Raw genomic sequence first — 25,673 nt, 5'->3', positions numbered from 1 at the left:
ATCGCGGATGCCCGCGACAAAGCCAAAAACAACCAGTGTCGCAGACATCACCCCACTCCGAGCCACTCATGCATCACATCGGGACGCTGGCGAAACATATCGATCGGACCGTCGAACACGATTTCGCCATGCCCCATCACAGCGACCCGGCTCGCGAGCCGGTCGGCGATCACGAGCCGCTGCTCGATCAGCAGCATCGCGACGCCGCGCTCGCGCAACAGCTTCAACGCCGCCGCGAGCTGCTCGACGACCTGACCCGCAAGCCCTTCCGTCGGCTCGTCGATCACAACGAGATCGGGATCGCCGAGCAATGCGCGCGCAACCGTGAGCATCTGCTGCTCGCCGCCCGACAAAGCGCCCGCCTTCGTGCGCGCGCGTTCGCGCAACGCGGGAAACAACGCAAACGCATCATCGAGCGTGAAGCGTGCCGCGCGCTGCTTGCCGTGCGGCTTCCGGCCGAGTTGCAGATTCTCGCCTACCGTCAACGTCGGAAACACGTCGCGTTGCTCGGGCACGTAGCCGATGCCAAGCCGTGCAATTTCGAACGCGCGTCGTCCCGCGAGCGATCGGCCCGCCAACTCGATGACGCCCCGCGTGTGCACGAAACCCATGATCGCCTTCGCGAGCGTCGAGCGGCCCGAGCCGTTGCGGCCCGCGAGCGCGACGGCCTCGCCCGCTTCGATATGCAGGTTGACGCCGTGCAGCACCTGGCTCGCGCCGTACCACGCGCACAAATCGCGCATCGTCAGCAACGCGGTCATCGCGCGTCTCCTGGCAGCATGTCTCCTGGCAGCGCGTGGCCGAGATACGCGGCGCGCACGTCGGGATCGGCGCGGATCGCGTCCGGCGTGCCCGTCGCGATCACCTGCCCCCGCACGAGCACGCTGACGCGATCCGCGAGTCCGAACACGACATCCATGTCGTGCTCGACCATCAGCAGTGTGCGGCCCGCCGTCGCCACGCGGATCAGCTCGACCGCGCGCGCTGCCTCGGCGCGGTTCATGCCCGCCGTCGGTTCGTCGAGCAGCAACGTGTGCGCGCCGCTCGCAAGCGCGAGCCCGAGATCGAGCGCGCGCTGTTCCGCGTAGCTCAGCGTGCCCGCGATCACGTCGCGCCGCGCGCCGAGGCCGACGGCATCGAGCACTTCTTCGGCGTGCGCATCGGCGGCTCGCGTGACGGTGAAGCGCTGCCACCAGCGCGCGCGGTCGCGATTCGCGATCTGCGCGGCGCAGCGCAGATTGTCGAACACGCTGAGCTTCGCGAAGAAACTCGTCGTCTGGAAACTGCGCGCGAGGCCGCGCCGGCAAATCGCCGCGGGCGCGAGACGCGTGATGTCGGCGCCGTAGAGTTCGATGCGCCCCGCGCTCGGCCGCTTTACGCCCGCGATCAGATTGAAGAGCGTCGATTTGCCCGCGCCGTTCGGCCCGATCAGCGCATGACGTTCGTGCGGCTCGATCGACAGATCGACGCCGCGCAGGATGCGCGTCGCGCCGAAACGCTTCTCGATGCCGCGCACCGCGATCGCGGGAATCATGCGCATACTCCTGCGCTCGCATCGGCAGTGCGCTTTCTCTCGAGGCGCTTCGCGATGTTCATCGCGAGCCAGCCAATCGCGGCGAGACACAGCACGCCGCTTGCCAGCCACGTGAAGTCGATCGTCGAGACCAACGCCGTCGGCTCTTCCGTGCCGAAGCGTCGCGCGTAAGCCCATTGCACGCACAACACGAGCGCGAGCGACCACGCGCATGCGCTCGCCATTCGCAGGACGAGGGACGGCAGCGACGCGCGCCAGCCGTCGCGTGCGAAACGGGCCGCCTGACGCTGCATCCATCCCGCGATGCCATCGGGCGAAGCCATCACGACGACGATGAAGAACAGTCCGAGATACAGGAGCCATGCGCGCGTCGTGCTAGCGACGACGACGCTGAAAAACGTCAGCACGACGGCGCCCGCGACGGGTCCGAAAAAAGCGCCGCTGCCGCCGATCACCGTTGCGATCAGCACCGAGCCCGAACGCAACATGCCGACGCTTTCCGTCGACACCAGCTCGACATTGATCAAACCCAACGTGCCCGCGATGCCCGCAAAGAACGACGACCACACGACGACCTCATAACGCACGCGCCTCGGAAAACAGCCGATGGCCGCCGCGCGCACCGGGTTGTCGCGTACGGCATGCGCGAGCCGCATGAACGGCGTGCGCGACAGCGCATACATCGCGAGCACGGACAGCGCGCACCATAGCGCGATCAGCGCATACGCTTCGCGCGCGGGTCCGAATGTGAAGCCAGGCACGGCGACGCCCGCCGTGCGATCGATCGCGACGCCCGCTGCGCCACCGAACCAGTCCGGCAAGGTCCACGCGGCAGCCGCGACGAGTTCGCCGATGCCGAGCGTGATCATCGCGAACGTGGTGCCCGCGCGGCGCGTCGCGACGAGTCCGTACGACGCGCCGAACAGCGCGCCGCCGATGCCGCCCAGCAACGGCAGCAACGGCAAGGGCATGCCGATGCGATTGAACAGATGCGCCGCAATCAACGCGCCGATGCCCGACGATGCCGCATGCCCGAACGACAGCAGCCCCGCGCCGCCGAGCAGCAGGTTGTACGACAGCGCGAACACGATCATCGACGCGGTCTGCGCGAGCCAGGCGACGAGCCAGCTCTGCGTCGACACACAAGGCGGCACGATGAGCAGCAACGCGAGCGCGGCCCACGGCACGATGACGCGCCAACGCTGCACGCGCGAAAAAGAACGTGACGCATCGTGAACGTTACGCATCGTCTTCGCGCTGTCCGAAGAGTCCGCGCGAGCGCACGGCGAGCATCGCGACGAGCAGCAGATACGGCACGAGCGGCGCGAGTTGCGCAACGGTCAGCGCGCTCCACGCGGCAGGCAGCATGCGCTCGCGGCCGTCGCCCAGAAGGCCGGGAAGTACGCCAAACAGCGCGCCGAACAGATCGCCGAGCGAGACGTCGCTCGCGACGGCCAGGGTCTGCACGCAGCCGATCACGAGCGACGCGACGAGCGCGCCACCGAGCGAACCCAGTCCGCCGATTACGACGACGACGAACACGATCGAGCCGACGGATTCCGCCATCGCCGGTTCGAGCACGAAGAGCGGCGCGCCGATCACGCCCGCCATTGCCGCGAGCGCCGTGCCCGCCGCGAATACCCCCGTGAACACGCGCGGCACGTCGTGGCCGAGCGCCTCGACGGCATCGGGATGCGTGAGCGCGGCGCGCACGACGAGCCCCGCTTTCGACACGCGCAGCACCGCATGCAACGCGACGAGCATCGCGACGGCCACGGCCATCATGAACGCGCGATAACGCGAGAACGCAATGCCGTACCCGTCGAACAACGGGCCATCGAGCGCCTTGGGCACGACGGCGTTGAACGCCTGCAAGCCCCATACGAGCTTCACGCCCTCGCCGATCAGATACGCCGCGCCGAAGGTCAGCAGCAGTTCCGCGAGATGTCCGTGCGGCCGCACGCGCCGCAGCAGCCAGCGCTCTAGCGCCGCGCCCATCAGCCCCACGGCGAGCGGCGCCACGACGAGCGCCCACCAGAATCCCGCGCGCGCCGCGATGGAAAAGCCGACATACGCGCCCAGCATGTAGAAGCTCGCGTGCGCGAAGTTCAGCACGCCGAGCATGCTGAAGATCAGCGTCAGCCCCGCCGACAGCATGAACAGCAGCAGCCCGTAGCTGACGCCGTTCAGCGCATCGATGACGAACGACTGCACGCGTCAGTCCGGCTGCGCGTCATGCACGTTGGGCACGACGATCACGACGAGCGGTTCGAGCGCGGCGCGCAGCCTCTCGGGCAGCGCGACGGGACGACGCGTTTCGCGATCCACGTAGACATGCACGAAATGCCCTTGCGCGGCGGGCGCGTCGTCGCCTTCCCTGAAGAGACCCACTTCGTAGCGCACGCTCGATGTGCCGAGCCGCACGACGCGCAGCCCTGCGTCGATGCGGTCCGGAAACACGAGCGGCGCGAAGTAGTTGCACTGCGTCTCGACGACGAGCCCGATCGTCGTGCTGTGCTCGATATCGAGCGCGCCCGCGCGGATCAGATATTCGTTCACGACGGTATCGAAGTAGCTGTAGTAGACGACGTTGTTCACGTGGCCGTAGACGTCGTTGTCCATCCAGCGCGTGCCGATGGCGAGGAAGTGCGGATAGGCGGCGCGCGGCGCGGTAGCCGGTTTGTTCATGTCGTATGCTTCGGGCATAAAGGGTGGCACGGGTGGCGCGCTTACATCGACTCGGTCAGCATCCGGCGATAGTCGTCGGCTGTCGCTTCGCGCGGGTTCGTCTTGTGGCAATGATCGGCGAGCGCGCCCTTGATCACCTTGTCGAACACGCTTTCGTCGACGCCCATTTGCCGCAGACCCGTCGGCAAGCCGAGACGCGCCGTCATGTCGTGCAGCGCCTGCGCGAGATCGGCATTGTCCGGCAGGTTCATCACGCGCCGCATCCGCGCATAGCGGCGATTCGCGACGACCGTCTCCGCGCTTTCGTTGAAGCGCAGCACGGCGGGCAGCACGACGGCGTTCAGCGTGCCGTGATGCAGCGACGTGCGCCCGTTCACGGGTACACCGCCGAGCGGATGCGACAGCGAATGCACGCAGCCCAGTCCCTTCTGGAAGGCCATCGCGCCCTGCATCGACGCGCTCATCATATGCAGGCGCGCGTCGCGGTTCTGTCCGTCGTGCGTCGCGAGTTCGATGTTCGCCCACGCGCGCTCCAGCCCGTCGAGCGCGATGCCGTCGGCGGGCGGGTTGAACGACGGCGCGAGAAACGTCTCGATGCAATGCGCGATCGCGTCCATTCCCGTCGCGGCCGTCAGCGTCGCGGGCAAGCCGAGCGTGAGGCCCGGATCGCAGATGGCCGACCTCGGCAACAGATGCCATGAGTGGAACCCGAGCTTGCGGCCGTCGTTCAGGATCACGATCGCGCCGCGCGCCACTTCGCTGCCCGTGCCCGCCGTCGTCGGCACGGCGATCAGCGGCGCGGCCTTGTCGGTGATCCGGTTGCTGCCGCCTTCGATGGTCGCGTATTCCGTCATCGTGCCCGGATGCGTCGCCATGATTGCGACGCCTTTCGCGAGATCGATCGACGAGCCGCCGCCGATCGCGATCAGTCCGTCGCAGCCCTCTTCGCGATAGCGCTGCGCGGCCGCCATCACCATCGCTTCCGTCGGGTTCGACGGCGTGTCGTCGAAGACGGGCACGTGAGAGAGCTTCAGCGCATCGATCGCCTGCTGAGCGACGCCGGCCGCCATCACGCCCTTGTCCGTCACCACGAGCGGCCGTTTGATGCCCGAGCGCTCGCACTCCGCAGGCAACTGCGCGAGCGCGTCGTAGCCGAGATGAATGTGCGTCAGATAGTAGATGTAGGCCATATCGATATGTCTCCTTTGTTATCGAAGATGAAGCGGCGCTGCGTTCAAGTGTTCGAGAGAAGCCGCTGCGTGTGACTACGACCAGCGTGGCGACGGGTGCTCGCCTGTCGCCCTGCTCGCCTATTTGTTCCGTTTGTTCCGTTTGTTCCGTTTGTTCCGTTTGTTCCGTCTGCCAGGTTCGACGAGCGGTTTCGTCGGACGCGGCTTAAGCTCGGGCCTGGGTTTCCCTGAGGCCCGGTTCACGCGCATGCCGCGAACGCCGACGCCCCCGCCCGCTCACGCGGCACACAGCGCGCGGACGTCGGCGGCGAAGCGCTCGACGGTCTCGGGCTGCGTGTCCCACGCGCACATCAGCCGGCAGCCGCCCGCGCCGATGAACTCATAGAACTTCCAGCCGCTCGTGCGCATCGCCTTCGCGACGTGCAGCGGCAGTTGCGCAAACACCGCGTTCGATTCCGTCGGGAACATGATGCTGACGCCCGGAATCTCCGCGAGCCGCGATTCCATCAGCTTCGCCATTGCATTCGCATGACGCGCGTTGCGCAGCCAGACGTCGTTGTCCAGCAAACCCAGCCACGGCGCTGAAATGAAGCGCATCTTCGACGCAAGCTGACCCGCCTGCTTCAGCCGATACGCGAAATCGTCGGCGAGCGCGCGATCGAAGAACACGACGGCCTCGCCGACAGGCAAGCCGTTCTTCGTGCCGCCGAAACACAGCACGTCGACGCCCGCGCGCCACGTGATCTCGGACGGATGCACGTCGAGCGCGGCGACCGCGTTCGCAAAGCGCGCGCCGTCCATATGCACCTTCAGATGACGGCGTTTCGCAATCGCGGCGATCGCGCGAATTTCCTCGACGCTGTAGACAGTGCCCACTTCCGTCGATTGCGTGAGCGTGACGACCTTGGGCTTCGGGTAGTGAATGTCGGCGCGACGCGTGATGACGGCTTCGATCGCGTCCGGCGTGAGCTTGCCGCCGATGCCCGGCGCCGTCAGCAGCTTCGAGCCGTTCGAGAAGAACTCGGGGCCGCCGCATTCGTCGGTTTCGATGTGCGCGAGTTCATGGCAGATCAACGAGTGATACGACTGGCACAGCGACGCGAGCGCCAGCGAGTTCGCCGCCGTACCGTTGAAGACGAAGAACACTTCGCAGTCGGTCTGGAACAGGTTGCGCAGGCGGTCGCAGACCTGCTGCGTCCATGAGTCGTCGCCGTAGGCCGGCTCGTGGCCGCTGTTGTTGGCGGCGATCAGCGCTTCGAGCGCCTCGGGGCAGATGCCGGCGTAGTTGTCCGACGCGAAATGTTGCATGGCAGGCGGCGCGCCCGGCGACAGGCGCGCGGAGATGACGGGAAAGCGGTCATTTTAGTGCGGCGGGTGCTGGATTTGTTTTTGTCGGGTGCCGTCATCGCTTTGCTGTGCGCCTGCTTGTCTCTCCTTTGGCTCTCCCCTGTCGCGCGCTTCCTGCTCAGGCGCGCGGCGGCCGGCGAACGAGCGCGACCACGACGAGGCCGACCGCTCCCGCGAGCAGAGCGCCCGCCGCCAGCAACAACGCGGGCGTGAACGAACCGGTGTGCGCAGCGATCGGCGCGGCGACGAGCGGGCCGGCGATCTGTCCGAGACCATACGCCGCCGTCGCGTAACCCATCAGGCCCGCGGCATCGTCGCCGTGCAGACGGCGCGCTTCGCGCATCGCGAACAGCGTGATCGCGGTGAACGGCAAGCCGATCAGCGCGCTGCCGAGCGCGAACCCGCCCGCCGTCGGCGACGCGATGCCCGAGACGATGCCGAGCGCCTGCAACACATAGCAGCCCGCCAACAGCGTGCGGTTGTCCCAGTGCCCGGGAAGCCGCGCGCCCGCCAACGCGCCGACGACCAGCGCGCCGCCGAACATCGGCCAGAACAGATCCGGCCACGGCGAGCCTGCCGGCAGCGCGGCGCGAGCGATCACGGGAAGAAACGTCGCCGTGATGATGTAGCCGAAGCCGGGCACGCCATACAGGACGATCAGCCAGAAAGCGTCGGTTCGATGCAGATGGGTTTGGTGCGGTTGTGCGTGGTGCGGTTGTGCGTGTGTCCTTGGCGCCGTGTTGCGCGATGCGGCCTGTGTGCTCGACGTCGAAGCGAACGTGCGCCACACCAGCGCCGTCAGCACGGCCGACACGAGCCCGAAACCGATCCAGCCCACCGACGCGCCGTATGCATCGCCCGCCGCGCTGACGAGCAGCCCCGTCGCGGCAATGCCGACGCCCGGCCCCGTGTAGATCACGCCGCCCCACTCGTTTGCGCCGAGTTCGGCGAGCCGCCGCAAGCCCCACTGCGACGCGAACACGAAGGTCCACGCGCTGACGGCGCCCGCGACGAAACGCACGGCCGCCCAGATCCAGAACTGGTCCGTGACGCCCATTGCCAGCACCAGCAGCGCCGTCAGCGCAAGGCCCGTCTTGACCATGCGGGCGGCATCGACACGCAATGCCGCGCAGGCGATCGCGCCGAGAAAATAACCCGCGTAGTTCAGCGATGCGAGCCAGCCGCCATGTCTGATATCGAGGGCGCCGCCATGAAGCATCAGCGGCAAAAGTGGCGTGAAGGCAAAACGCCCGACGCCGAGCGCGACGGCCAGCGCCGCCATGCACGCGAGCGCGGCGCGGCGGGCGGAGTGCGGCGACGCGTGGGGCTCAAAGGTATGGGTAGCAAAATCGGTCATCGTTGACAGCGTGGTGGTGGCCCGCCCGTCAGATTGGCGGCGGCGTGAGCCCGGCGTTTCGATATGCCATCGTAACTTGACCGCTCAATCTCATAAAATGAATAATATTGATAGGTTGAATCTCACGGAGAGATTGATGGATCTTGCCGCCCTGACCATTTTTCGCGCCGTCGTGCGCGAAAACGGCGTGACGCGTGCCGCCGCGAAGCTCAATCGAGTGCAATCGAACGTGACGACGCGCATCAAGCAACTCGAAGAGCAGTTGGGCACCGAGCTTTTCATCCGGGACGGACGCCGTCTCGTGCTGACGCCCGCGGGCGAAACGCTTCTGCCCTATGCCGAACGGCTGCTCGCGCTCGCCGACGAAGCGCGGCATGCCGTCAAGGATGCGCGTCCGAGCGGACGTCTGCGGCTCGGCACAATGGAAAGCGTCGCCGCGACGCGGCTGCCTGGTCTGCTCGCGCAATACCATCAGACATGGCCGGACGTCGCGCTCGAACTGGAGACGGGCACGACGGGCAAGCTGATCGAGCGCGTGCGCGAATTCGAAGTGGATGCGGCCATCGTCTCGAGGCCGCTCGATCCGGCATTGCTCGGCGATCTGTTCGAGATCGTGCCCGTATATCGCGAGGAACTGGTCATGCTGAGTCCGCGCGGGCATCGTCCCATTCGCGATCCCCGCGATATCGCGCTATCGACGCTGGTCGCGTTCGAGCAGGGTTGCGCGTATCGGATCTATGCCGAGAACTGGTACATGCAGCATGGCGTCCGGCCGGCGCGCGTGCTGGAGCTAGGCTCGTACCACGCGATCGTCGCGTGTGTCGCGGCGGGCGCCGGTGTGGCCGTCGCGCCGCGCTCGGTGCTCGCGCTGCTGCCCGAATCGAACGATATCGCCGTGCATGCGCCCGAAGGACTCGGCGGCATCGATACGCTGCTCATCTGGCGCCGCGGGCATTTTTCATCGGCATTGAATGCGTTGCGCGGGATGCTGGTCGAGCGTAGCAACGCTGACGAAGCCATGAAGACGACAATGGCAATGGCTGTCTGATACCGGCTCAGGACGCCTGGCCGTACTTCCAAAAGCAAAAAGCCGCGAGTCTCATCGACTCGCGGCTTTTTATCGCTCGATGCGAATGCTGTTCCAGGCGCTTACAGTTGCGCTTCGACCCAGCCCTTCACGCCAGCCAGCGCGGCGGGCAGATTGGCCGGCTCCGTGCCGCCAGCCTGCGCCATGTCCGGACGGCCGCCGCCCTTGCCGCCGACCTGCTGCGCGACGAAGTTCACCAGTTCGCCCGCCTTCACTTTCTTGCTCGCATCGGCGGTGACGCCCGCGATCAGGCTGACCTTGCCGCCTTCGACGGACGCGAGCACGATGGCCGCGCTCTTGAGCTTGTCCTTCAGCTTGTCGACGGTTTCACGCAGCGTTTTGACGTCCGCGCCTTCGAGCGTGGCCGCGAGCACCTGCACACCCGACACGTCGATCGCCTGGCCCGCCAGTTCGTCGCCCTGGCTCGAAGCGAGCTTCGACTTCAGCGCGCCCAGTTCTTTTTCCAGCGACTTCACCTGATCCTGAACCTGCGCGATGCGCTGCGTCAGTTCCGCCGGCTGCGCCTTCAGTGCGGCGGCGGCTGCGTTGATGCGCGCATCCAGTTCCTGCACGAAACGCACAGCGTTATCGCCCGTGATCGCCTCGACACGTCGAATGCCCGCCGCGACGCCGCCTTCCATCACGATCTTGAAGAAGCCGATATCGCCCGTGCGATGCACATGCGTGCCGCCGCACAGTTCGCGCGAGAAGCCGAGATCGAGCACGCGCACTTCGTCGCCGTACTTCTCGCCGAAGAGCGCCATCGCGCCGCCCTTCACTGCTTCGTCGTATGGCATCACGCGCACGATGCCCGGCGCGTTCGCCAGCACTTCGGCGTTGACGATTTCTTCGACGCGGCGGATTTCGTCGTCCGTCATCGGCGCGTTGTGCGCGAAGTCGAAGCGGGTCTTGTCCGCGTCGACGAGCGAGCCCTTCTGCTGCACATGGCCGCCGAGCACTTCGCGCAGCGCCTTGTGCATCAGGTGCGTGGCCGAGTGGTTGCGAGCCGTGCGCGCGCGGCGCACTGCGTCGATTTCCGCCTTCACGACGTCGCCGACCTTAAGCAGGCCCTGCTCCAGCGTGCCGTGGTGGCCGACGACGTCCGCCTGTACCTTCAGCGTATCGGCGACGGCAAAGCGGACGTTCGCGTTCGCGAGCACGCCCTGGTCGCCGACCTGACCGCCCGATTCCGCGTAGAACGGCGTGTGGTCGAGCACGACGACAGCCTGCTGGCCCTTCGTCACTTCATTGACGGGCGAGCCGTCGACGTACAGCGCCGTCACCTTCGCGTCGTCGAAGACGATCTCTTCGTAGCCGTGGAACGTGGTCTTCGCGCCCGTGTATTCGAGGCCCTGCGCCATCTTGAACTTGCCGGCCGCGCGCGCCTGCTCGCGCTGACGTGCCATCGCCTCGTCGAAAGCCGTTTCGCCGACGCTCACGCCGCGCTCGCGGCACACGTCCGCCGTCAGATCGAGCGGGAAGCCGTAGGTGTCGTGCAGCTTGAACGCGACTTCGCCGTCGAGCGTCTTGCCACCCTTCGCTTCCAATTCGGCCAGCGCGCTTTCGAGAATCGACATGCCGTGCTCGATGGTCTCGAAGAAGCGTTCTTCTTCCTGGCGCAGCACGTCCGTCACGCGCTGCTCGGCGTCCTTCAGTTCCGGATACGCGCCGCCCATCTGCTCGACGAGGTCCGCGACCAGCTTGTGGAAGAACGAGCCCTTGCGGCCCAGCTTGTAGCCGTGGCGGATCGCGCGGCGCACGATACGGCGCAGCACGTAGCCGCGGCCTTCGTTGCCCGGAATCACGCCGTCGACGATCAGGAACGAACACGCGCGGATGTGATCGGCGATCACCTTCAGCGAGTTGTTCGACAGATCGGTGATGCCCGTTTCACGCGCGGCGGCCTTGATCAGCGCCTGGAACAGGTCGATTTCGTAGTTGCTGTGCACGTGTTGCAGCACGGCCGCGATACGCTCCAGACCCATGCCCGTGTCAACGCATTGCTTGGGCAGCGGCGTCATGTTGCCCTGCGCGTCGCGGTTGAACTGCATGAACACGAGGTTCCAGATTTCGATGTAGCGGTCTCCGTCTTCTTCCGGCGATCCCGGCGGGCCGCCCCACACATCCGGACCGTGGTCGTAGAAGATTTCGGAGCAAGGGCCGCAGGGGCCCGTGTCGGCCATCTGCCAGAAGTTGTCCGATGCGTAGCGCGCGCCCTTGTTGTCGCCGATGCGGATGATGCGCTCGGTCGGCACGCCCACTTCCTTCGCCCAGATGTCGTAGGCTTCGTCGTCTTCCTTGTAGACCGTGACCCAGAGCTTTTCCTTCGGCAGGCTGTAGACGCCCGTCAGCAGCTCCCACGCGTAGTGGATCGCGTCGCGCTTGAAATAGTCGCCGAATGAGAAGTTGCCCAACATTTCGAAGAACGTATGGTGACGCGCGGTGTAGCCGACGTTTTCCAGATCGTTGTGCTTGCCGCCCGCGCGCACGCTGCGCTGCGCCGTCGTGGCCCGCGAGTACGGACGCGATTCGGCGCCGAGAAACACATCTTTGAACTGCACCATGCCCGAATTGGTGAAGAGCAGCGTCGGGTCGTTGCCGGGCACGAGGCTCGACGAACGGACGATCGTATGGCCCTTCGATTCGAAGAACTTGAGGAATTTCTCGCGGATTTCGGCGGCTTTCATAGCGTGCTTTGGGGACGGTCCTGACTTGAGCCGACGGCTGCGGAAGACTTACCGGCCGTCGCAATAGGTTGTTTCCTGAACGGTCGATTATACGGGATCGGCGCCCCTGCGCGACGCCGCGGCGCGGCTTGCGCCCGCCATTGGCCATCCGGCCAGGATTTCGACACGGAAGTGCTCGAAGCCCGGCCTGGCTGTCATTTGTCCTATGCCGTCCGGCCGAATGGGCGAGGCGTGTCCGATCGCTTAAGATGCACCACATCGATCGAATCGGGCGGCGCCTGCGCGGCGCGCCTCATCACATGGGAGACAGAGACACAACATGGGCGCACTCAGTCATATCCGCGTGCTGGACCTTACCCGCGTGCTCGCCGGTCCGTGGTGCGCGCAAACCCTCGCCGACTTCGGCGCCGACGTGATCAAGGTCGAGCGGCCTGGCGCCGGCGACGACACGCGCCATTGGGGGCCGCCGTACCTGAAGACGCCGGACGGCGCGGACACGCGCGAGGCGGCCTATTACCTCGCGGCAAACCGCAATAAGCGCTCGGTGACGATCGACATCTCGACGCCGGAAGGGCAAAAGATCGTCCGCGAGCTGGCCGCGCAAAGCGATGTCGTGCTCGAGAACTACAAGGTCGGGCAACTGAAGAAGTACGGGCTCGACTACGAGTCGCTGAAGGCCGTTAAGCCGGACATCATCTACTGCTCGGTGACGGGCTTCGGGCAGACGGGTCCGTACGCGCAGCGCGCGGGTTACGACTTCATCATCCAGGGCATCGGCGGCTTCATGAGCATCACGGGCGAGCGCGACGGACAGCCGGGCGGCGGCCCGCAGAAAGCCGGTGTCGCCATCGCGGACCTGATGACGGGCATGTACTCGAGCGTCGCCGTGCTGACAGCGCTCGCGCATCGCGAGCGAACGGGCGAAGGCCAGTACATCGACATGGCGCTGCTCGACGTGCAGGTCGCGATGCTCGCCAACATGAACTCGAATTTCCTCGCGAGCGGCAACCCGCCCGTGCGCTGGGGCAACGCGCATCCGAACATCGTCCCGTATCAGACGTTCCAGACGAGCGATAGCTGGATCATCGTCGCGGTCGGCAACGATGGGCAGTTCCGCAAGTTCGTCGAAGCGGGCAATCGCGCCGATCTCGCCGAAGACGACCGCTTTTCGACGAACCCCGCGCGCGTGCGCAACCGCGAGATTCTGGTGCCGATACTCGCGGAGATGGTCCGCACACGCAGCAAGCACGAATGGATCGACGCACTCGAAGCGGCCGGCGTGCCGTGCGGCCCGATCAACGATCTCGGCGAAGTATTCGAGAACGAGCAGGTAGTCGCGCGTGGGATGCAGGTGCAGTTGCCGCATCCGTCGGGCGGCACGGTGAAGCTGGTGCGCAATCCGATCCGCATGAGCGCGACGCCACCCGAAGCGCAAGCGCATCCGCCCACGCTCGGCGAACATACGGAGGCGATCCTGCGCGACGTTCTGGGCTACGACGATGAGCGCATCGCGGCGCTGCGGGACCGGTCGGTGATCTGAGGACGCGCCGGGCGCGCGGGAAGATGGCGCGGCAGACGGATGCCACCGCCGCGCAGCGCAGCGCGTCGCTCGATCGACGCGCCCGCGCAACGCGACATGCATTCACCGCATTCGACGCACGTTGGCGCGAAACCCTCCGTCATCGACCTCAAGCCATCGACGCGAGCCAGCGCTGCCCTTCTTCCCAGTCGCCGAGCCCGCTGTCGGCATTGATGTGGCCGCGCGGGCCGATGCTCTCCCAGCGGCTGCCCCATGCCACCGCGCAAGCCTGCGAGAACGGCACGCCGCCGTACGGATCATCGGTGCTGGCGACGACGATCGATCTGAACGGAAGCCTCTCCTGCGGTACAACGACGAAGCCGCTTGCATCGGCAGGAAATTCGGGCCCCGTCGGATCGGGCACCGCGACGAGCAACGCGCCAGCCACTTTCTCCAGCGCGTCCTTCGACGCATGGCGCGCCGCCCAGCACGCCACCGTCAGGCAACCGAGGCTATGCGCGGCTAAGAGAACTGGCTCCTTCGACGCTGCAACCGTCGCGTCGAGCGTCTCGCACCACGCGTCGCAAACGGGACGGTCCCAGTCCCGCATCGGCGCGCGGACAAAATTCGGATACCGCGCTTCCCAGCGGGTCTGCCAATGCCCGTCGCCGGAATTCATATAGCCCGGCAACACGATCACGTTCTGCTGCTCCAGCGCCATTCGTTTCCCCGTTATTCGTTTCGGTGTCGACAGGCGGCAGCACGCCGCCGACGCTATTGAATCACACGGCCCACGCCCGCGCCTCGCGGATCGGCAGCCGGCTGCGGCGTCATGCCGTCGATGCGGATCATCTGCACGTCGCCATTGAACGTCTGGCCCTGCAGCGTGTAGCCGCGCGCCTTCAACTGCGCGGCGAGATCGCCGTCGATCGGGCGATACGGCTCGTAGTAGATCGTCTTCTGCGGCAGCAACTGATGGTGAAAGCGCATCGCGGCGAGCGCATCGGCGGGCGGCATATCGAAGTCGTACAGGTTCGTCATCACCTGGAAGATCGTCGTGAAGATCCGCGACGCGCCCGGCGTGCCGATCACGAGCGACACCTTGCCGTCCTTGAGCAGAATGGTCGGCGTCATCGACGACAGCGGACGGCGGTTCGGCGCGATCGTGTTGACGTCGCCGCTCGTCACACCCGACTGGTTCGGCACGCCCGCCTTCGTTTCGAAGTCGTCCATCTCGTCGTTCAGCACGAAGCCGCCGCCGTCCACCACCACGCCCGAGCCGAACGGCCCATTCAGCGTGTACGTGTTCGAGACGGCGTTGCCCCACTTGTCGACGACGGAGAAGTGCGTCGTCTGCGCCTTCTCCGGCATCGAGTCGCCGAGGCCCGGCTTGACGGGCGCGGCGCCCAGCACCTCGTCGGGCGTGATGTCTTCGACGCGCTTCGCAAGATAGGCGTCGTCGGTCAGCCTGTCGACGGGCACGCGATACGAATCGGGGTCGCCCATGTACTGCTGGCGATCGGCGAACACGCGGTCTTCGATCTGCGCGATCAGATGGATGTACGGCTCCGAGTTAAGCGCGACCCCGTCGAACTGCGGCTTCAGGTCCGCCTTCATCTTCAGCATCTGGATCAGCCCGACGCCGCCGGAACTGGGCGGCGGCGCGGTGACGATCCCGTAGCCGTTCCAGTCTGCGGAGAGCGGCTGACGCCAGACGGCCTTGTACTGCACGAGGTCCGTCTTCGTGATCAGGCCGTGTCCGTACATCTGCTTCGCGATCAGGTCGGCCGTCTGTCCCTCGTAGAATTCCCGGCCGCCGTCGGAAGCGATACGCGACAGCGTCTGCGCGAGTTCGGGCTGGCGGAACACGATGCCCGTCTTCAGGTTCGCGAAGTAGGCGTCGAAATTGGTCTTGCCGGCGAACCCCTTCGCGGCAAGATCGCGGCGCTGCTGAAGCCATGCATCGACGGTGAAGCCGTCGGTCGCGTACCTGATCGCGGGCGCGAGCACCTGCTTCCACTTCAGCTTGCCGAAGCGCTTCTGCGCCTCCCACATGCCGGCGACGGTGCCAGGCACGGCCACCGCGCGATGCCCGACGAGGCTCAGGCCCGGGATCACGTTGCCCTTTTCGTCGAGATACATATCGCGCGTCGCGCGCTGCGGCGCTGTCTCGCGGTAGTCGAGAAAGTACGGCTTGCCGTCCACGTACAGCGTCATGAACCCGCCACCGCCGATATTGCCCGCGTCCGGATACGTCACGGCGAGCGTGAACGCGATCGCGACGGCCGCATCGACGGCATTGCCGCCCGCCGCGAAAATCTGCTGCGCAGTATCGGCCGCATAGCGATCCGGCACGGCGACGGCCGACGCGTCGAGCACCGCCTTCGGTTGCGGCGTCTTTGCATCGGCAACGGGCGCGGCGACGAAGCCGGCTGTCAGCACAGCCGTCAGCGACAACACTGTCGCCACGCTCGCGGCACGCGCGAGACGCGCGGAGCGCCTGATTACGTTCGAGCCGGTGCCGGAACAGATCCGGGCGAGAGCATCGGCGCGGATGCAGGCGCCGCTACAGATGCGGTTATGGCCGCAGTCATCGGCATCAGAAAGCGCGCGAAATGCGCGCAGCGTCGGAAAACACATCCGAGAAACTCCGGGATCGGTGGACCTGCCCCACGCGTGCGCAACGGCAGAGGCCTCTTCGAGGCTCGAAGCGAGGACAGATCGCGTCATGCGGCTGGACCAGCCACCGCGTCACCCGGGCGCAGCACACCCGGGCCCAGGACAGGATAACGGAAACGCGGCACAGGCCGGAAAGACAGCGCCCCAGCGCGAAGGCCACGCGAATCGGGAACGTGCGCGGCCTGCACGCAATAGCGCGCGTCGCATCCTAAGCGCCCGCCGCCGTTCGCGCCAACGCGATTTACCTCCTGTTACAGCGCCCGTTGCGCCCCCCAAAAGCGCCAATCACGCGCCAATCACGCGCCGATCACGCGCCGATCCCGTGCCAACGTGGACCGCGCGCCGCACCAAGCAAGCCTAAAGACTGTCGTCGAATGTGCCGTCAGGTAGAATTGACAGACCAGCGGACGCATATAGTGTCCACGACCGACTTTCTCCTTCTCGCATGAACAACGAACGCAAAGACGCCGAGCGCAACGACGCGCCGGTTTCCAACTTCATCCGCAACATCATCGACGACGACAACCGCTCTGGAAAGTGGGGCCAGCGGGTGGAAACGCGCTTCCCGCCGGAACCGAACGGCTATCTGCACATCGGCCATGCGAAGAGCATCTGCCTGAACTTCGGCATCGCGCAGAGCTACGGCGGCGTCTGCCATCTGCGCTTCGACGATACCAACCCGGAAAAGGAAAGCTTCGAGTACGTCGAGTCGATCATCGACGCCGTGAAGTGGCTCGGCTTCGAATGGAACAAGGAAAGCAGCGAGCATCTTTACTTCGCGAGCGACTACTACGACAAGCTCTATGAGTTCGCCGAACTGCTGATCGCGCGTGGCAAGGCGTATGTCGATAGCCAGACGGCGGAAGAGATGCGCCTGAACCGCGGCTCCGCGACGGAAGTCGGCAAGCCGTCGCCGTACCGCGAGCGCAGCGTCGAAGAAAACCTCGACCTGTTCCGCCGCATGAAAGCGGGCGAGTTCAAGGAAGGCGAGCACGTGCTGCGTGCGAAGATCGACATGTCGTCGCCGAACTTCAACATGCGCGACCCGGTGATCTACCGCATCCGCTTCGCGCATCACTACCGGACTGGCGACAAGTGGTGCGTGTACCCGATGTACGACTACACGCACTGCATCTCGGACGCGCTCGAAAACATCACGCATTCGCTGTGCACGCTCGAGTTCGAGGATCACCGCCCGCTGTACGACTGGATCCTCAACGAGCTCGCCGACGCCGGCATCTTCACGCGTCCGCTGCCGCAGCAAATCGAGTTTTCGCGCCTGAACCTCACGTATGCGATCACGAGCAAACGCAAGCTGCTGCAGCTCGTCAACGAAGGGCACGTGGACGGCTGGGACGATCCGCGCATGACGACCATCGTCGGCGTGCGCCGGCGCGGCTTCACGCCGGACAGCATCAAGCTGTTCTGCGAGCGCATCGGCATCACGAAGGTCGACTCGTGGATCGACATGAGCGTGTTCGAAGGCGCGCTGCGCGACGACCTCGACGACAAGGCGCCGCGCGCGACCTGCGTGCTCGATCCGCTCAAGCTGATCATCGACAACTATCCGGAAGGCCAGACGGAAGCGTGCAGCGCGCCCGTCCATCCGCATCATCCCGATCGCGGCGTGCGCACGTTCCCGTTCTCGCGCGAGCTGTGGATCGAGCGCGAAGACTTCAACGAAGCGGCGCCGAAGGGCTACTTCCGCCTGTTCCCGGGCAACCGCGTGCGGCTGAAGTACGGCTATGTCGTCGAATGCACGGGCGCGGACAAGGACGAGAACGGCAACGTCGTCGCCGTGCACTGCAACTACTTCCCGGACAGCCGCTCGGGCACGGAAGGCGCGAACAGCTACAAGGTCAAGGGCAACATCCACTGGATCAGCGCAAGCGAGGCCGTGCCCGTCGAAGTGCGCATCTACGATCGCCTCTTCAAGGAAGCACAGCCCGACGCGGGCGGACGCGATTTCCTCGAAGCGCTCAACCCGGATTCGAAGCGGATCGTCAATGCGTACGTCGAGCCGGGTCTGCGCGATGTCGAGCCGGAGCAGCGCTATCAGTTCGAGCGTCACGGCTACTTCGTTGCGGACCGGTACGACACGAAACCGGGCAAACCCGTATTCAATCGCATCGTCAGTCTGCGCGACAGTTGGGGAAAGCCGGCGTAAGCGATATGTCTGGCGCCTGTCGCGTGTGCCGATGATCCGGCACGGTCCGGCATGCCGCGCGCAAAGGCGCAAGCATGCCGGCAAGCTGACGCCGCCCATGACGACACGCGGCGGCCGTCACGTTGCAGCCGGGTGATCGCCGCCGGCCCAAGGGGAACGATGAAGGTTGCAATCAAGAAAAAACTGGTAGCGATCGGGACCGTGGCAGCCGTGGCACTGACATCGCTCGCACCGTCGGCGCGCGCCGACGAACTCACTGGCACGCTCAAGAAAATTCACGACGACGGCGCGATCGTGCTCGGCGTGCGCGAAGCGTCGATCCCGTTTTCCTATGCAAACGGCGGCCGCACGATCGGCTATTCGCAGACGATCGCGCTCGCCATCGTCGACGAAATCAGAAAGACGCTCGGCATGCCGAACCTGCGCGTGCGCGAAGTCACGATCACGTCGGCGAATCGCTTTCTGATGCTGGTCAACAACCAGATCGACCTAGAATGCGGTTCGACCACGCACACGCACGAGCGCGAAAACGTGGCCGCGTTTTCGAACAGCTTCTTTCAGTACGCGGTGCGGATGATCGCGCGCAGGAACGCGGGCATCACCGATTTCGCCGATCTCGCGGGCAAGCCCGTCGTCACGACGGCGGGCACGTCGGATGAACGCCTCGTGCGTCAACTCAACAGCGACAAGCAGCTGAACATGCGCATTGCGAGCGTCAAGGATCATTCGGATGCATTCGCCGCCGTGAAGGCCGACCGCGCGGTCGCGTTCGTGATGGACGAACCGATCCTCTACGGCTTTCGCGCCACCGACCCGCGCCCCGACGACTTCGTCGTGACGGGCACGCCGCTCGGCTACGAAAGCTACGCGTGCATGTTCCGCAAGGGCGACGAGCCGTTCCGCGAGCTGGTGAACCGCGTGATCGCGAAGATGCAGACGTCGGGCGATGCCGAGCGCCTGTACAACGTCTGGTTCACGCAGCCGATTCCGCCGCACGGCATCAATCTCAACTACCCGCTGTCGGCGGAAATGCGCACGCTGTTCGCGCATCCGAACGACAAGGCGCTCGATTGATGTGCTTTGCGTAAATGACCGGTGTGCCTGTAGACGCGCTTACGACGCGGTCATGCCGCGCCGAGCGTCTGATGCAGTTCGGCGAGCGATAGCGTCGTCTGAAAGAGCCGCGTGAGACTGCGGCTCGCGTAGTGCTCGACTTCATCGGGCGCGCACCAGCGGAATGCGTCCATCTCGGGAATCATCGTGCCGTCGTAGCGGCGCGGAAACATCGACGTGCACGTGCAGCGCGTCAGGTTGAGTTCGTCGGCGCGGGCGCGCGCGGCGAACAGATGCAGATCCTTGTCGCGCCGGTAGACGAAAAGGCCGAGATCCTTCAGACGCCCGGCCGCCACGACGATGCCCGTCTCCTCTTCCAGTTCGCGCAGCGCGGCGGCGTGCGGCGCTTCGCCCTCGTCGCCCTGGCCTTTCGGAATGTCCCAGTGATTCGTGTCAGTGGCGTGCGCCAGCAGCACTCGACCGTCCGGGTCGAGCAGCACGACGCCACAGGAAACAGTGCGCGCGCTCAATGCTTCTTCTGCAGCACCCACGAGCCGCTGCCTTCGCGGCAATACTGCGGGTTGAGGTTCATCGACTGCCCTTTCGCGCTCAGCACGACGCGCAGCGAACGGCAGGTGCGGTCGCCCGTCTTCGAGGTGGCGTCGGGTGTGATCTGCGCACCGATCTTCGTGCTGTTGCGCAGGCCGTCGTTGTTCCATGCGGCCGTTTCGCTGTCCTGCTTCTTGTTGAGCGCGTCGATGGCAGCCGCTCTCAACGAGTCGATATCGGCCTGCTTCATGTACGACATCGGCGTGTCGTTCAGAAAGCCAAGATTGGCAGCGTGCGCGCCGACTGCGCTCGCGAGCAGCAGCCCGCCCAGGGTGAATCGAAACGCGGCTCGGGTTCGCATCGACATGAAGAGTCTCCGGAGAAATCGGGTTCGGCGGGATTCGCGGCCATGCATATTGGCGCGCGATCTGGACCTCAAAAGGATAGCACGCGGATAGCGCGCCGCCGATGCTCACGTTACATGCGGACGTCCGCCGATCTGATCGAGCTTCTCGCACGCGATAACGAGATGGCGTTGTCGGCGTCGCGCCTATGCCGGTCAACGTCTTGAGCGGAATTTTAGGACACGTCTCATAGGCGCTTGAGCGGACGATCCCTAACATGAGCCGCGTCAAATCCCGCAGCCGTTCCCGCTTACACGTCGAGATTCACGCTCATGGACCTCCTGTTCACTCTCCAGTTTTTTGCCGCGATGCTGGCGCTGATCTGCGTCGCGCTCGGCATCATCCTGATGCGCATCGATCCCGCGCCGATGCCGACCATCGTGCGCATCCACGGCATGCGCCGCAGCAAGTGGCCGTGCGTGGTGACGCGAGCCGGCCTCGTGTGTCTGCTCGCGTCATTCGCGCTGCTGGTCGGCGGCTGCTACTTGCTGCTGACGAGATGAGCGTCCGCGTGCTGCTCGGGCGCGTCGGGCTGATAGCCGTCCGTCAGCGTCTTAAGAAATGCAACCACATCCTTGATCTCTGACTCATCCATCGCCGGCTTGTCGCCCGGCTTTCGATCAAACGGCGGATCGGTATTCAGATTCGCCCAATACTTCTTCGGAAGATCGTCGAACTTCTGCACCTTCCCCTTCACGACCGGATAGAACTTTTCCGGATTCGTATCGCGCTGCGCGTAAAAGCGGACGACATCTTCCAGCGAGTGATAAATCCCGTTGTGGAAAAACGTCTTGCGCAACGCGACGTTGCGCAGCGTCGGCGTGCGGAAGATTCCGCAGTACTCATCGCGTCCCTTCAGATCGGTACGCTCGGGACCACACGCGCCCAGATCGTAAAAATGCGAATCGCGGTTCGACGGCAACGCGCGATTGCGCGGCACGCCGATCGCGATCAGGCCGAAGTCGGTGAACGCGGGCGGCGCGCCGTCGAGTGCGCGCTGGCTCAGGTGGCAACTCGCGCAATTGCCCTTCTTTTCATCGTTGAAGAGTTGCAGGCCGTGCATTTCTGCCTTGGTCAGCTGCGCCTTGCCCGCGAGATAGGCGTCGTACTTGCTCGAATACGGGTAGAACAGTTCCGGCGTCTGCTCGAAGATTTCGAGCGCCTGAAGCACGGCCTTGAACGTCGCATCGTCGCTGTCGAAGACGTGCTCGCCGAACGCACCGCGGAACTGCGCCGCATACGGCGCGGCCTTCACGGCCGCCGCCACTTTCTGCGGATTGCTGCCCATTTCGAACGACGACGTCAGCGGAAAGCTCGCCTGCGCATGCGCGCTGTTCACGCGGCCGTCCCACATCAGGCCGCCCGTCGGTCCCGCATCGACGCTCTCGTCGCCTTCGTCGTCCGAGTCGTGATAGTGCTCGGTGAACGCCGGCACGTTCTGCAGATATTTGATGTTCGGCGCCGCGCGCAAACCCTGCCGGCGCATGTCGTGTCCGCCGAGTTGCACGGAGAGCGCATTCGGCGGGCCGAACGCATGCTGCGGGCTGTGACACGACGCACATGCAAGCTTGCCCGAGCCCGATAGCGACGGATCGAAGAATAGCTGCTTGCCGACAGCCGTCATTTTCCTGACGGACTCGAACACCTGGGCGCGCGTCTGGCCGCCTGCGGGCACGGCAGAAGCGCCATTCGCCGATGACGCTTTCTTCGTCTGCGCGCCGCTCGCGTTCGCGCTCGCCGCCGCGGCCTTTGTCGAAGCAGCCGCGCCGTCCTCCGATGTGCCGCGCGCATCGCACGCCGCCAGCGTCGCGGACAGCATCACCGACACGCACGCCACGCCGATCCATCCGGCGCGCCGCGCGCCCCCCTTCGACAACCCGTTTTTTCGAAACCCCGTCACATCGCGCCACATGGTCTTGTTACCTGCTCGTTAAATCGACGGGACGAGCGTATTTCACGGACATGTCGTCTAAATGACACAAAGCCGACGGCGCATAGAAAACCACAAGCAAATCAGAAGTTATATGTAAGAAATTAATCGTTCTGTCAAAAACGCTTGCGACACTCTCGCCGCCGGTCGTCCGCGATGGACTCGCCGCCGGTCCCCCTACGCGAGAGAGAGAAACCATGAACATAAAATTGATCTGCGCGACGCCTATTGCGCTCGCCGCAGCTGTCGGGCTGTACGCATGCGGTGGTAATTCGGATTCCACACCGACGCTTTCGTCGGTCAAGAACGTCGTGGTCATCTATGCGGAAAACCGCAGCTTCGACAACCTCTACGGCAATTTCCCGGGCGCCAACGGTCTGCAGAACGTGACGGCCGCGAACTCGCGCCAGCTCGATCGCGACGGCTCCGTGCTCGCGACGCTGCCGCAGGTCTGGGGCGGCCTGACGATCGCCGGCGTGACGCCCGTCATCACGCAGGCGATGACGGCGAACCTGCCGAACGCACCGTTCGCAATCGACGATCCGAACGGCTTCAACGTGCCGCTCAACGTCACGACGCGCGACCTGTATCACCGCTTCTACGAGAACCAGATGCAGATCCACGGCGGCAAGAACGACATGTTCGCCGCATGGGCCGATTCGGGCGGCCTCGTGATGGGCCACTACACGCCCAACGCCGACAAGCTGCCGCTCTACAAGCTCGCGCAGCAATACACGCTCGCCGACAACTTCTTCATGGGCGCGTTCGGCGGCTCGTTCCTGAATCACCAGTGGCTGGTCTGCGCGTGCACGCCGTTCTATGCGAACGCGAACACGAGCCCGGCCAAGGGCTCGATCTCGGCAGTCAACGCCGACGGCGTGAGCCTGACGCTCGCCTCGACGTCGGCTGCATCGGCGCTGACCGACAAGCCGACCTTCGTCAATTCGGGCAACCTCACGCCGGATTTCTACGCGATCAATACGATGCAGCCGCCGTATCAGCCGAGCGGCAACAAGGCGGCAGCCGGCGGCGACGCGACGCTCGCCGATCCCGCCAACGCGACAACGCTGCCGCCGCAGACCGCCCAGCACATCGGCGATCTGCTGAACAACGCGGGCGTCTCGTGGGCGTGGTACAGCGGCGCATGGGGCCAGGCGCTGAGCGCCGCGCAAAGCGGCACGTCGGGCGTGATCTACGGCGCGAACAACAGCGCGCCTAACTTCCAGCCGCATCATCAGCCGTTCAACTACTTCGCCGATCTCGCGCCGGGCACCGACAACCGCGCGAAGCACCTGCTCGACGGCGGCGTGAACGGTGCGGAATTCATCAAGGCCATCGACGCCGGCACGCTGCCGCAAGTGACGTTCTACAAGCCGCAGGGCAATCTGAACGAGCACGCGGGCTACACCGACGTCGCGCAAGGCGACCAGCACATCGCCGACGTGATCGCGCATCTGCAGAAGAGCCCGCAGTGGAACAACATGGTCGTGATCGTCACGTACGACGAGAACGGCGGCTTCTGGGATCACGTCGCGCCGCCGAAGGGCGACCGCTGGGGTCCGGGCTCGCGGATTCCGGCGATCATCGTGTCGCCGTACGCGAAGAAGGGCTTCGTCGATCATACGCAGTACGACACGACGTCGATCCTGCGCTTCATCACGCATCGCTTCAATCTGCCGACGCTGCCGGGTCTGACGGCACGCGACAACGCGCTCGTCGCCAGCGGCGGCCAGGCAATGGGCGACCTGACGAACGCGCTCGACATCAAGAAGTAATCAGGCAGGCGCGTCACCGGCAACGGGCACGCAACAGCCGCGCACTCATTCACGTCCGGTGCGCAACGCTTCGGGGCAGCTTCGGCTGCCCTTTTTTATGGGCGCTCGGCGCTCGCCGCGCGCGGATGGATGCGGTGCGTGAAAGGACGTGGACGTTGGAAGCGTTGGGAACGCTGGGAGAAAGAGCCGGCGCCGACCGGCGCAAGGACTGGATGGCCCCCCCACGAGGAATCGAACCTCGATTTCAGGTTTAGAAGACCCGTGTTCTATCCGTTGAACTATGGGGAGGCGAAACCAAAATTTTAACCTGGCCGACGACGGCAGGTTGAGCGCCAGACGCGCATCCGATGCATCGCACGACGCGGACCCGATCGTGCGCGCACCGGGTGACCCACGCGTTGACAAGCGCGCTTCGACACGCGGAATGTCGCACACACGACGCATCGCCCGACAATGAAAAGGCCCGGCGTGAACGCCGGGCCCGGATTATAACCGATCGCTTTAGCAGACCGCTTTGCCCGATCGTGCCGCCGTCAGACGGGCTGCGGATGGGTCATGAACCAGCCGAGAAACGCCACGCCCGCGATCACGCAGTACACGCCGAACGACGCCAGCCGTCCGCGCCCTTCGAAATAGCGCATCAGGAAGCGCACGCTCAGGTACGCGGCGATGGCCGTCAGCACGCCGCCGAGCAGCGCGTCGGCGAGCTGGCCCGGCGCATGGAAGAGCTTCGGCAGTTCGAGCACGCCCGCCGCGAAGATGATCGGCGTGCCGAGCAGGAACGAGAATTCGGCCGCCTTTTCCGCGGTGAGCCCGGCGCCATTGCCGGCGATCATCGTCAGGCCGCTGCGCGAAAAGCCCGGAATCAGCGCGCCGATCTGCGCAAGGCCGACCAGAAACGCCTGCTTGAACGTCAGCTTCTCGGGAGGACGGTGCGCGCGCGAGCGCTGCAGGCGGTCGCCGAGCCACAGCAGGATGCCGTTGACGATCAGCGCGATCGCCACGATCCGCAGGTCGTGGAAGATGCGTTCGAGCCGCTTTTCGAGCACGAGGCCCACCAGGCCCGCTGGAATCGTCCCGATGATGAGCGCCCACATCATATGGCCTTCGTCATTGCGGCGACCCGACAGCGACGCGAAAAAGCCGCTGAAAAGGGCAATCCAGCGCTCGCGGAAGTACCACAGCAGCGCGAACGCGGTGCCGAGATGCAGCGCGACGAGGAACGGCAGCAGTTGCGGCGCATGCTTGTCGATATGCATGCCGAAGACAGCGGGAACGAGCAGCGTATGACCAAGACTGCTCACCGGAAACAGTTCCGTGACGCCCTGCAGCACGCTCAAAAAGATCAAAAACGACAGGCTCACTCGTCGGTCCTTTTGAAAGGTTGGGAGGAAAACAGCACGCCGGAGCAACGTGTCCGGTGTGCGAAGGCGGGTCCGATTATGACGGCGCGACCTGGTCGCGCCAAGGACAAAAGTTCGCCTTTACGCGAACTTCGCCGCGCCGCAACAATTTCGAAAGGCTGATTACGACGATGAAAGCAAAAAGGCCCGCCTCAATGGCGGGCCCGTGTGCGGAGGCTGCGTGGACCGTCGGTTCGTGCCGACGGCTCAACGTGGAATCTCGTCGCCCCGTTTCAGCGTGTAAATTTATAGAAGAAATAAATCGTACTGCCCGTGAACATGCCGAACAGTGCCACGCTCATTG

General features: G+C 65.1%; 21 protein-coding genes and 1 tRNA gene. 6 read left to right on the top strand and 16 right to left on the bottom strand.

Features of this window, described 5'->3' with window-relative positions; genetic code table 11:
- Window positions 1-47 precede the first annotated feature (47 nt).
- The 8 genes from AABE10_RS09160 to AABE10_RS09125 form a co-directional block, all read right to left on the bottom strand.
- Complete coding sequence (locus AABE10_RS09160; protein WP_342932931.1) at window positions 48-761, bottom strand: ABC transporter ATP-binding protein; 714 nt, start codon at window positions 759-761, stop codon at window positions 48-50.
- Window positions 758-1,534, bottom strand: a complete 777-nt coding sequence (locus tag AABE10_RS09155; protein WP_342932930.1) for an ABC transporter ATP-binding protein — start codon at window positions 1,532-1,534, stop codon at window positions 758-760. The genes AABE10_RS09160 and AABE10_RS09155 overlap by 4 nt, the downstream gene beginning before the upstream one ends.
- Complete coding sequence (locus AABE10_RS09150) at window positions 1,531-2,781, bottom strand: branched-chain amino acid ABC transporter permease (protein WP_342932929.1); 1,251 nt, start codon at window positions 2,779-2,781, stop codon at window positions 1,531-1,533. Before AABE10_RS09150 ends, AABE10_RS09155 begins: the two co-directional genes overlap by 4 nt.
- Window positions 2,774-3,748, bottom strand: coding sequence for a branched-chain amino acid ABC transporter permease (locus tag AABE10_RS09145; protein WP_342932928.1), 975 nt, complete (start codon window positions 3,746-3,748; stop codon window positions 2,774-2,776). The genes AABE10_RS09150 and AABE10_RS09145 overlap by 8 nt, the downstream gene beginning before the upstream one ends.
- 3 nt (window positions 3,749-3,751) lie before the next feature.
- A complete protein-coding gene (locus tag AABE10_RS09140; RefSeq protein WP_342932927.1) occupies window positions 3,752-4,222 on the bottom strand; it encodes a thioesterase family protein in 471 nt (156 codons plus the stop codon).
- Window positions 4,223-4,263: 41 nt separating this feature from the next.
- Window positions 4,264-5,412, bottom strand: coding sequence for an iron-containing alcohol dehydrogenase (locus tag AABE10_RS09135; protein WP_342932926.1), 1,149 nt, complete (start codon window positions 5,410-5,412; stop codon window positions 4,264-4,266).
- A 276-nt stretch (window positions 5,413-5,688) separates the two neighbouring features.
- Window positions 5,689-6,720 carry a low specificity L-threonine aldolase gene (locus AABE10_RS09130; protein WP_342932925.1) on the bottom strand — a complete coding sequence of 344 codons (1,032 nt, stop codon included), beginning with the start codon at window positions 6,718-6,720 and terminating at the stop codon, window positions 5,689-5,691.
- A 157-nt stretch (window positions 6,721-6,877) separates the two neighbouring features.
- Window positions 6,878-8,116: a YbfB/YjiJ family MFS transporter gene (locus AABE10_RS09125; protein WP_342932924.1), complete on the bottom strand. Its 1,239-nt coding sequence runs from the start codon at window positions 8,114-8,116 to the stop codon at window positions 6,878-6,880.
- Window positions 8,117-8,252: 136 nt separating this feature from the next.
- Here AABE10_RS09125 and AABE10_RS09120 point away from each other — a divergent pair, with 136 nt between their 5' ends.
- The gene (locus AABE10_RS09120) at window positions 8,253-9,164 is read left to right on the top strand and encodes a LysR family transcriptional regulator (RefSeq protein WP_342932923.1); all 912 of its coding nucleotides are present in this window, start codon (window positions 8,253-8,255) and stop codon (window positions 9,162-9,164) included.
- A gap of 101 nt (window positions 9,165-9,265) precedes the next feature.
- Here AABE10_RS09120 and alaS read toward each other — a convergent pair whose 3' ends face one another.
- Window positions 9,266-11,890 carry an alanine--tRNA ligase gene (alaS, locus tag AABE10_RS09115; protein ID WP_342932922.1) on the bottom strand — a complete coding sequence of 875 codons (2,625 nt, stop codon included), beginning with the start codon at window positions 11,888-11,890 and terminating at the stop codon, window positions 9,266-9,268.
- Between the two features lie 319 nt (window positions 11,891-12,209).
- Here alaS and AABE10_RS09110 point away from each other — a divergent pair, with 319 nt between their 5' ends.
- Window positions 12,210-13,430, top strand: coding sequence for a CaiB/BaiF CoA-transferase family protein (locus AABE10_RS09110; RefSeq protein ID WP_342932921.1), 1,221 nt, complete (start codon window positions 12,210-12,212; stop codon window positions 13,428-13,430).
- Between the two features lie 148 nt (window positions 13,431-13,578).
- Here AABE10_RS09110 and AABE10_RS09105 read toward each other — a convergent pair whose 3' ends face one another.
- Together AABE10_RS09105 and ggt are read right to left on the bottom strand one after the other, a co-directional pair.
- On the bottom strand, window positions 13,579-14,130 hold the full coding sequence (locus tag AABE10_RS09105) for an alpha/beta hydrolase (protein ID WP_342932920.1): 552 nt from the start codon (window positions 14,128-14,130) through the stop codon (window positions 13,579-13,581).
- Window positions 14,131-14,183: 53 nt separating this feature from the next.
- Entirely contained in the window at window positions 14,184-16,049 is a 1,866-nt protein-coding gene (ggt, locus tag AABE10_RS09100; protein WP_342932919.1) for a gamma-glutamyltransferase, read from the bottom strand.
- A gap of 484 nt (window positions 16,050-16,533) precedes the next feature.
- Between ggt and AABE10_RS09095 the strand changes: the two genes are divergently transcribed.
- Both AABE10_RS09095 and AABE10_RS09090 read left to right on the top strand, forming a co-directional pair.
- Window positions 16,534-18,255 (top strand): glutamine--tRNA ligase/YqeY domain fusion protein, encoded by a 1,722-nt coding sequence (locus AABE10_RS09095; RefSeq protein WP_342932918.1) that lies wholly within the window; start codon window positions 16,534-16,536, stop codon window positions 18,253-18,255.
- Window positions 18,256-18,414: 159 nt separating this feature from the next.
- A complete protein-coding gene (locus AABE10_RS09090) occupies window positions 18,415-19,329 on the top strand; it encodes a transporter substrate-binding domain-containing protein (protein WP_342932917.1) in 915 nt (304 codons plus the stop codon).
- A 50-nt stretch (window positions 19,330-19,379) separates the two neighbouring features.
- Here the strand turns inward: AABE10_RS09090 and AABE10_RS09085 are convergent, their stop codons facing one another.
- Window positions 19,380-19,838 (bottom strand): NUDIX hydrolase, encoded by a 459-nt coding sequence (locus tag AABE10_RS09085; RefSeq protein ID WP_342933093.1) that lies wholly within the window; start codon window positions 19,836-19,838, stop codon window positions 19,380-19,382.
- Entirely contained in the window at window positions 19,835-20,224 is a 390-nt protein-coding gene (locus AABE10_RS09080) for an RT0821/Lpp0805 family surface protein (RefSeq protein ID WP_342932916.1), read from the bottom strand. The genes AABE10_RS09085 and AABE10_RS09080 overlap by 4 nt, the downstream gene beginning before the upstream one ends.
- A 309-nt stretch (window positions 20,225-20,533) precedes the next feature.
- On the opposite strand from AABE10_RS09080, the gene AABE10_RS09075 reads away from it, so the two are divergent.
- Window positions 20,534-20,764 (top strand): hypothetical protein, encoded by a 231-nt coding sequence (locus AABE10_RS09075; RefSeq protein ID WP_342932915.1) that lies wholly within the window; start codon window positions 20,534-20,536, stop codon window positions 20,762-20,764.
- Here the strand turns inward: AABE10_RS09075 and AABE10_RS09070 are convergent.
- Entirely contained in the window at window positions 20,743-22,173 is a 1,431-nt protein-coding gene (locus AABE10_RS09070; protein ID WP_342932914.1) for a cytochrome-c peroxidase, read from the bottom strand. The two genes, AABE10_RS09075 and AABE10_RS09070, sit on opposite strands and share 22 nt — an antisense overlap.
- A gap of 215 nt (window positions 22,174-22,388) precedes the next feature.
- On the opposite strand from AABE10_RS09070, the gene AABE10_RS09065 reads away from it, so the two are divergent.
- Window positions 22,389-23,966: an acid phosphatase gene (locus tag AABE10_RS09065; protein ID WP_342932913.1), complete on the top strand. Its 1,578-nt coding sequence runs from the start codon at window positions 22,389-22,391 to the stop codon at window positions 23,964-23,966.
- 213 nt (window positions 23,967-24,179) lie between these two features.
- On the opposite strand, the gene AABE10_RS09060 is transcribed toward AABE10_RS09065, so the two are convergent.
- Both AABE10_RS09060 and AABE10_RS09055 read right to left on the bottom strand, forming a co-directional pair.
- Window positions 24,180-24,254: transfer RNA gene (locus AABE10_RS09060), tRNA-Arg, on the bottom strand.
- Between the two features lie 245 nt (window positions 24,255-24,499).
- Entirely contained in the window at window positions 24,500-25,330 is an 831-nt protein-coding gene (locus tag AABE10_RS09055; RefSeq protein ID WP_342932912.1) for an undecaprenyl-diphosphate phosphatase, read from the bottom strand.
- Window positions 25,331-25,673: the final 343 nt, after the last annotated feature.

Origin of the sequence: Paraburkholderia diazotrophica (genome assembly GCF_038900755.1) — a bacterium.
Classification (GTDB): Bacteria; Pseudomonadota; Gammaproteobacteria; order Burkholderiales; family Burkholderiaceae; genus Paraburkholderia; species Paraburkholderia diazotrophica_A.
The sequence above is the reverse complement of the archived record's forward strand: the minus strand, read 5'-3'. Positions and strand labels throughout refer to the sequence as shown.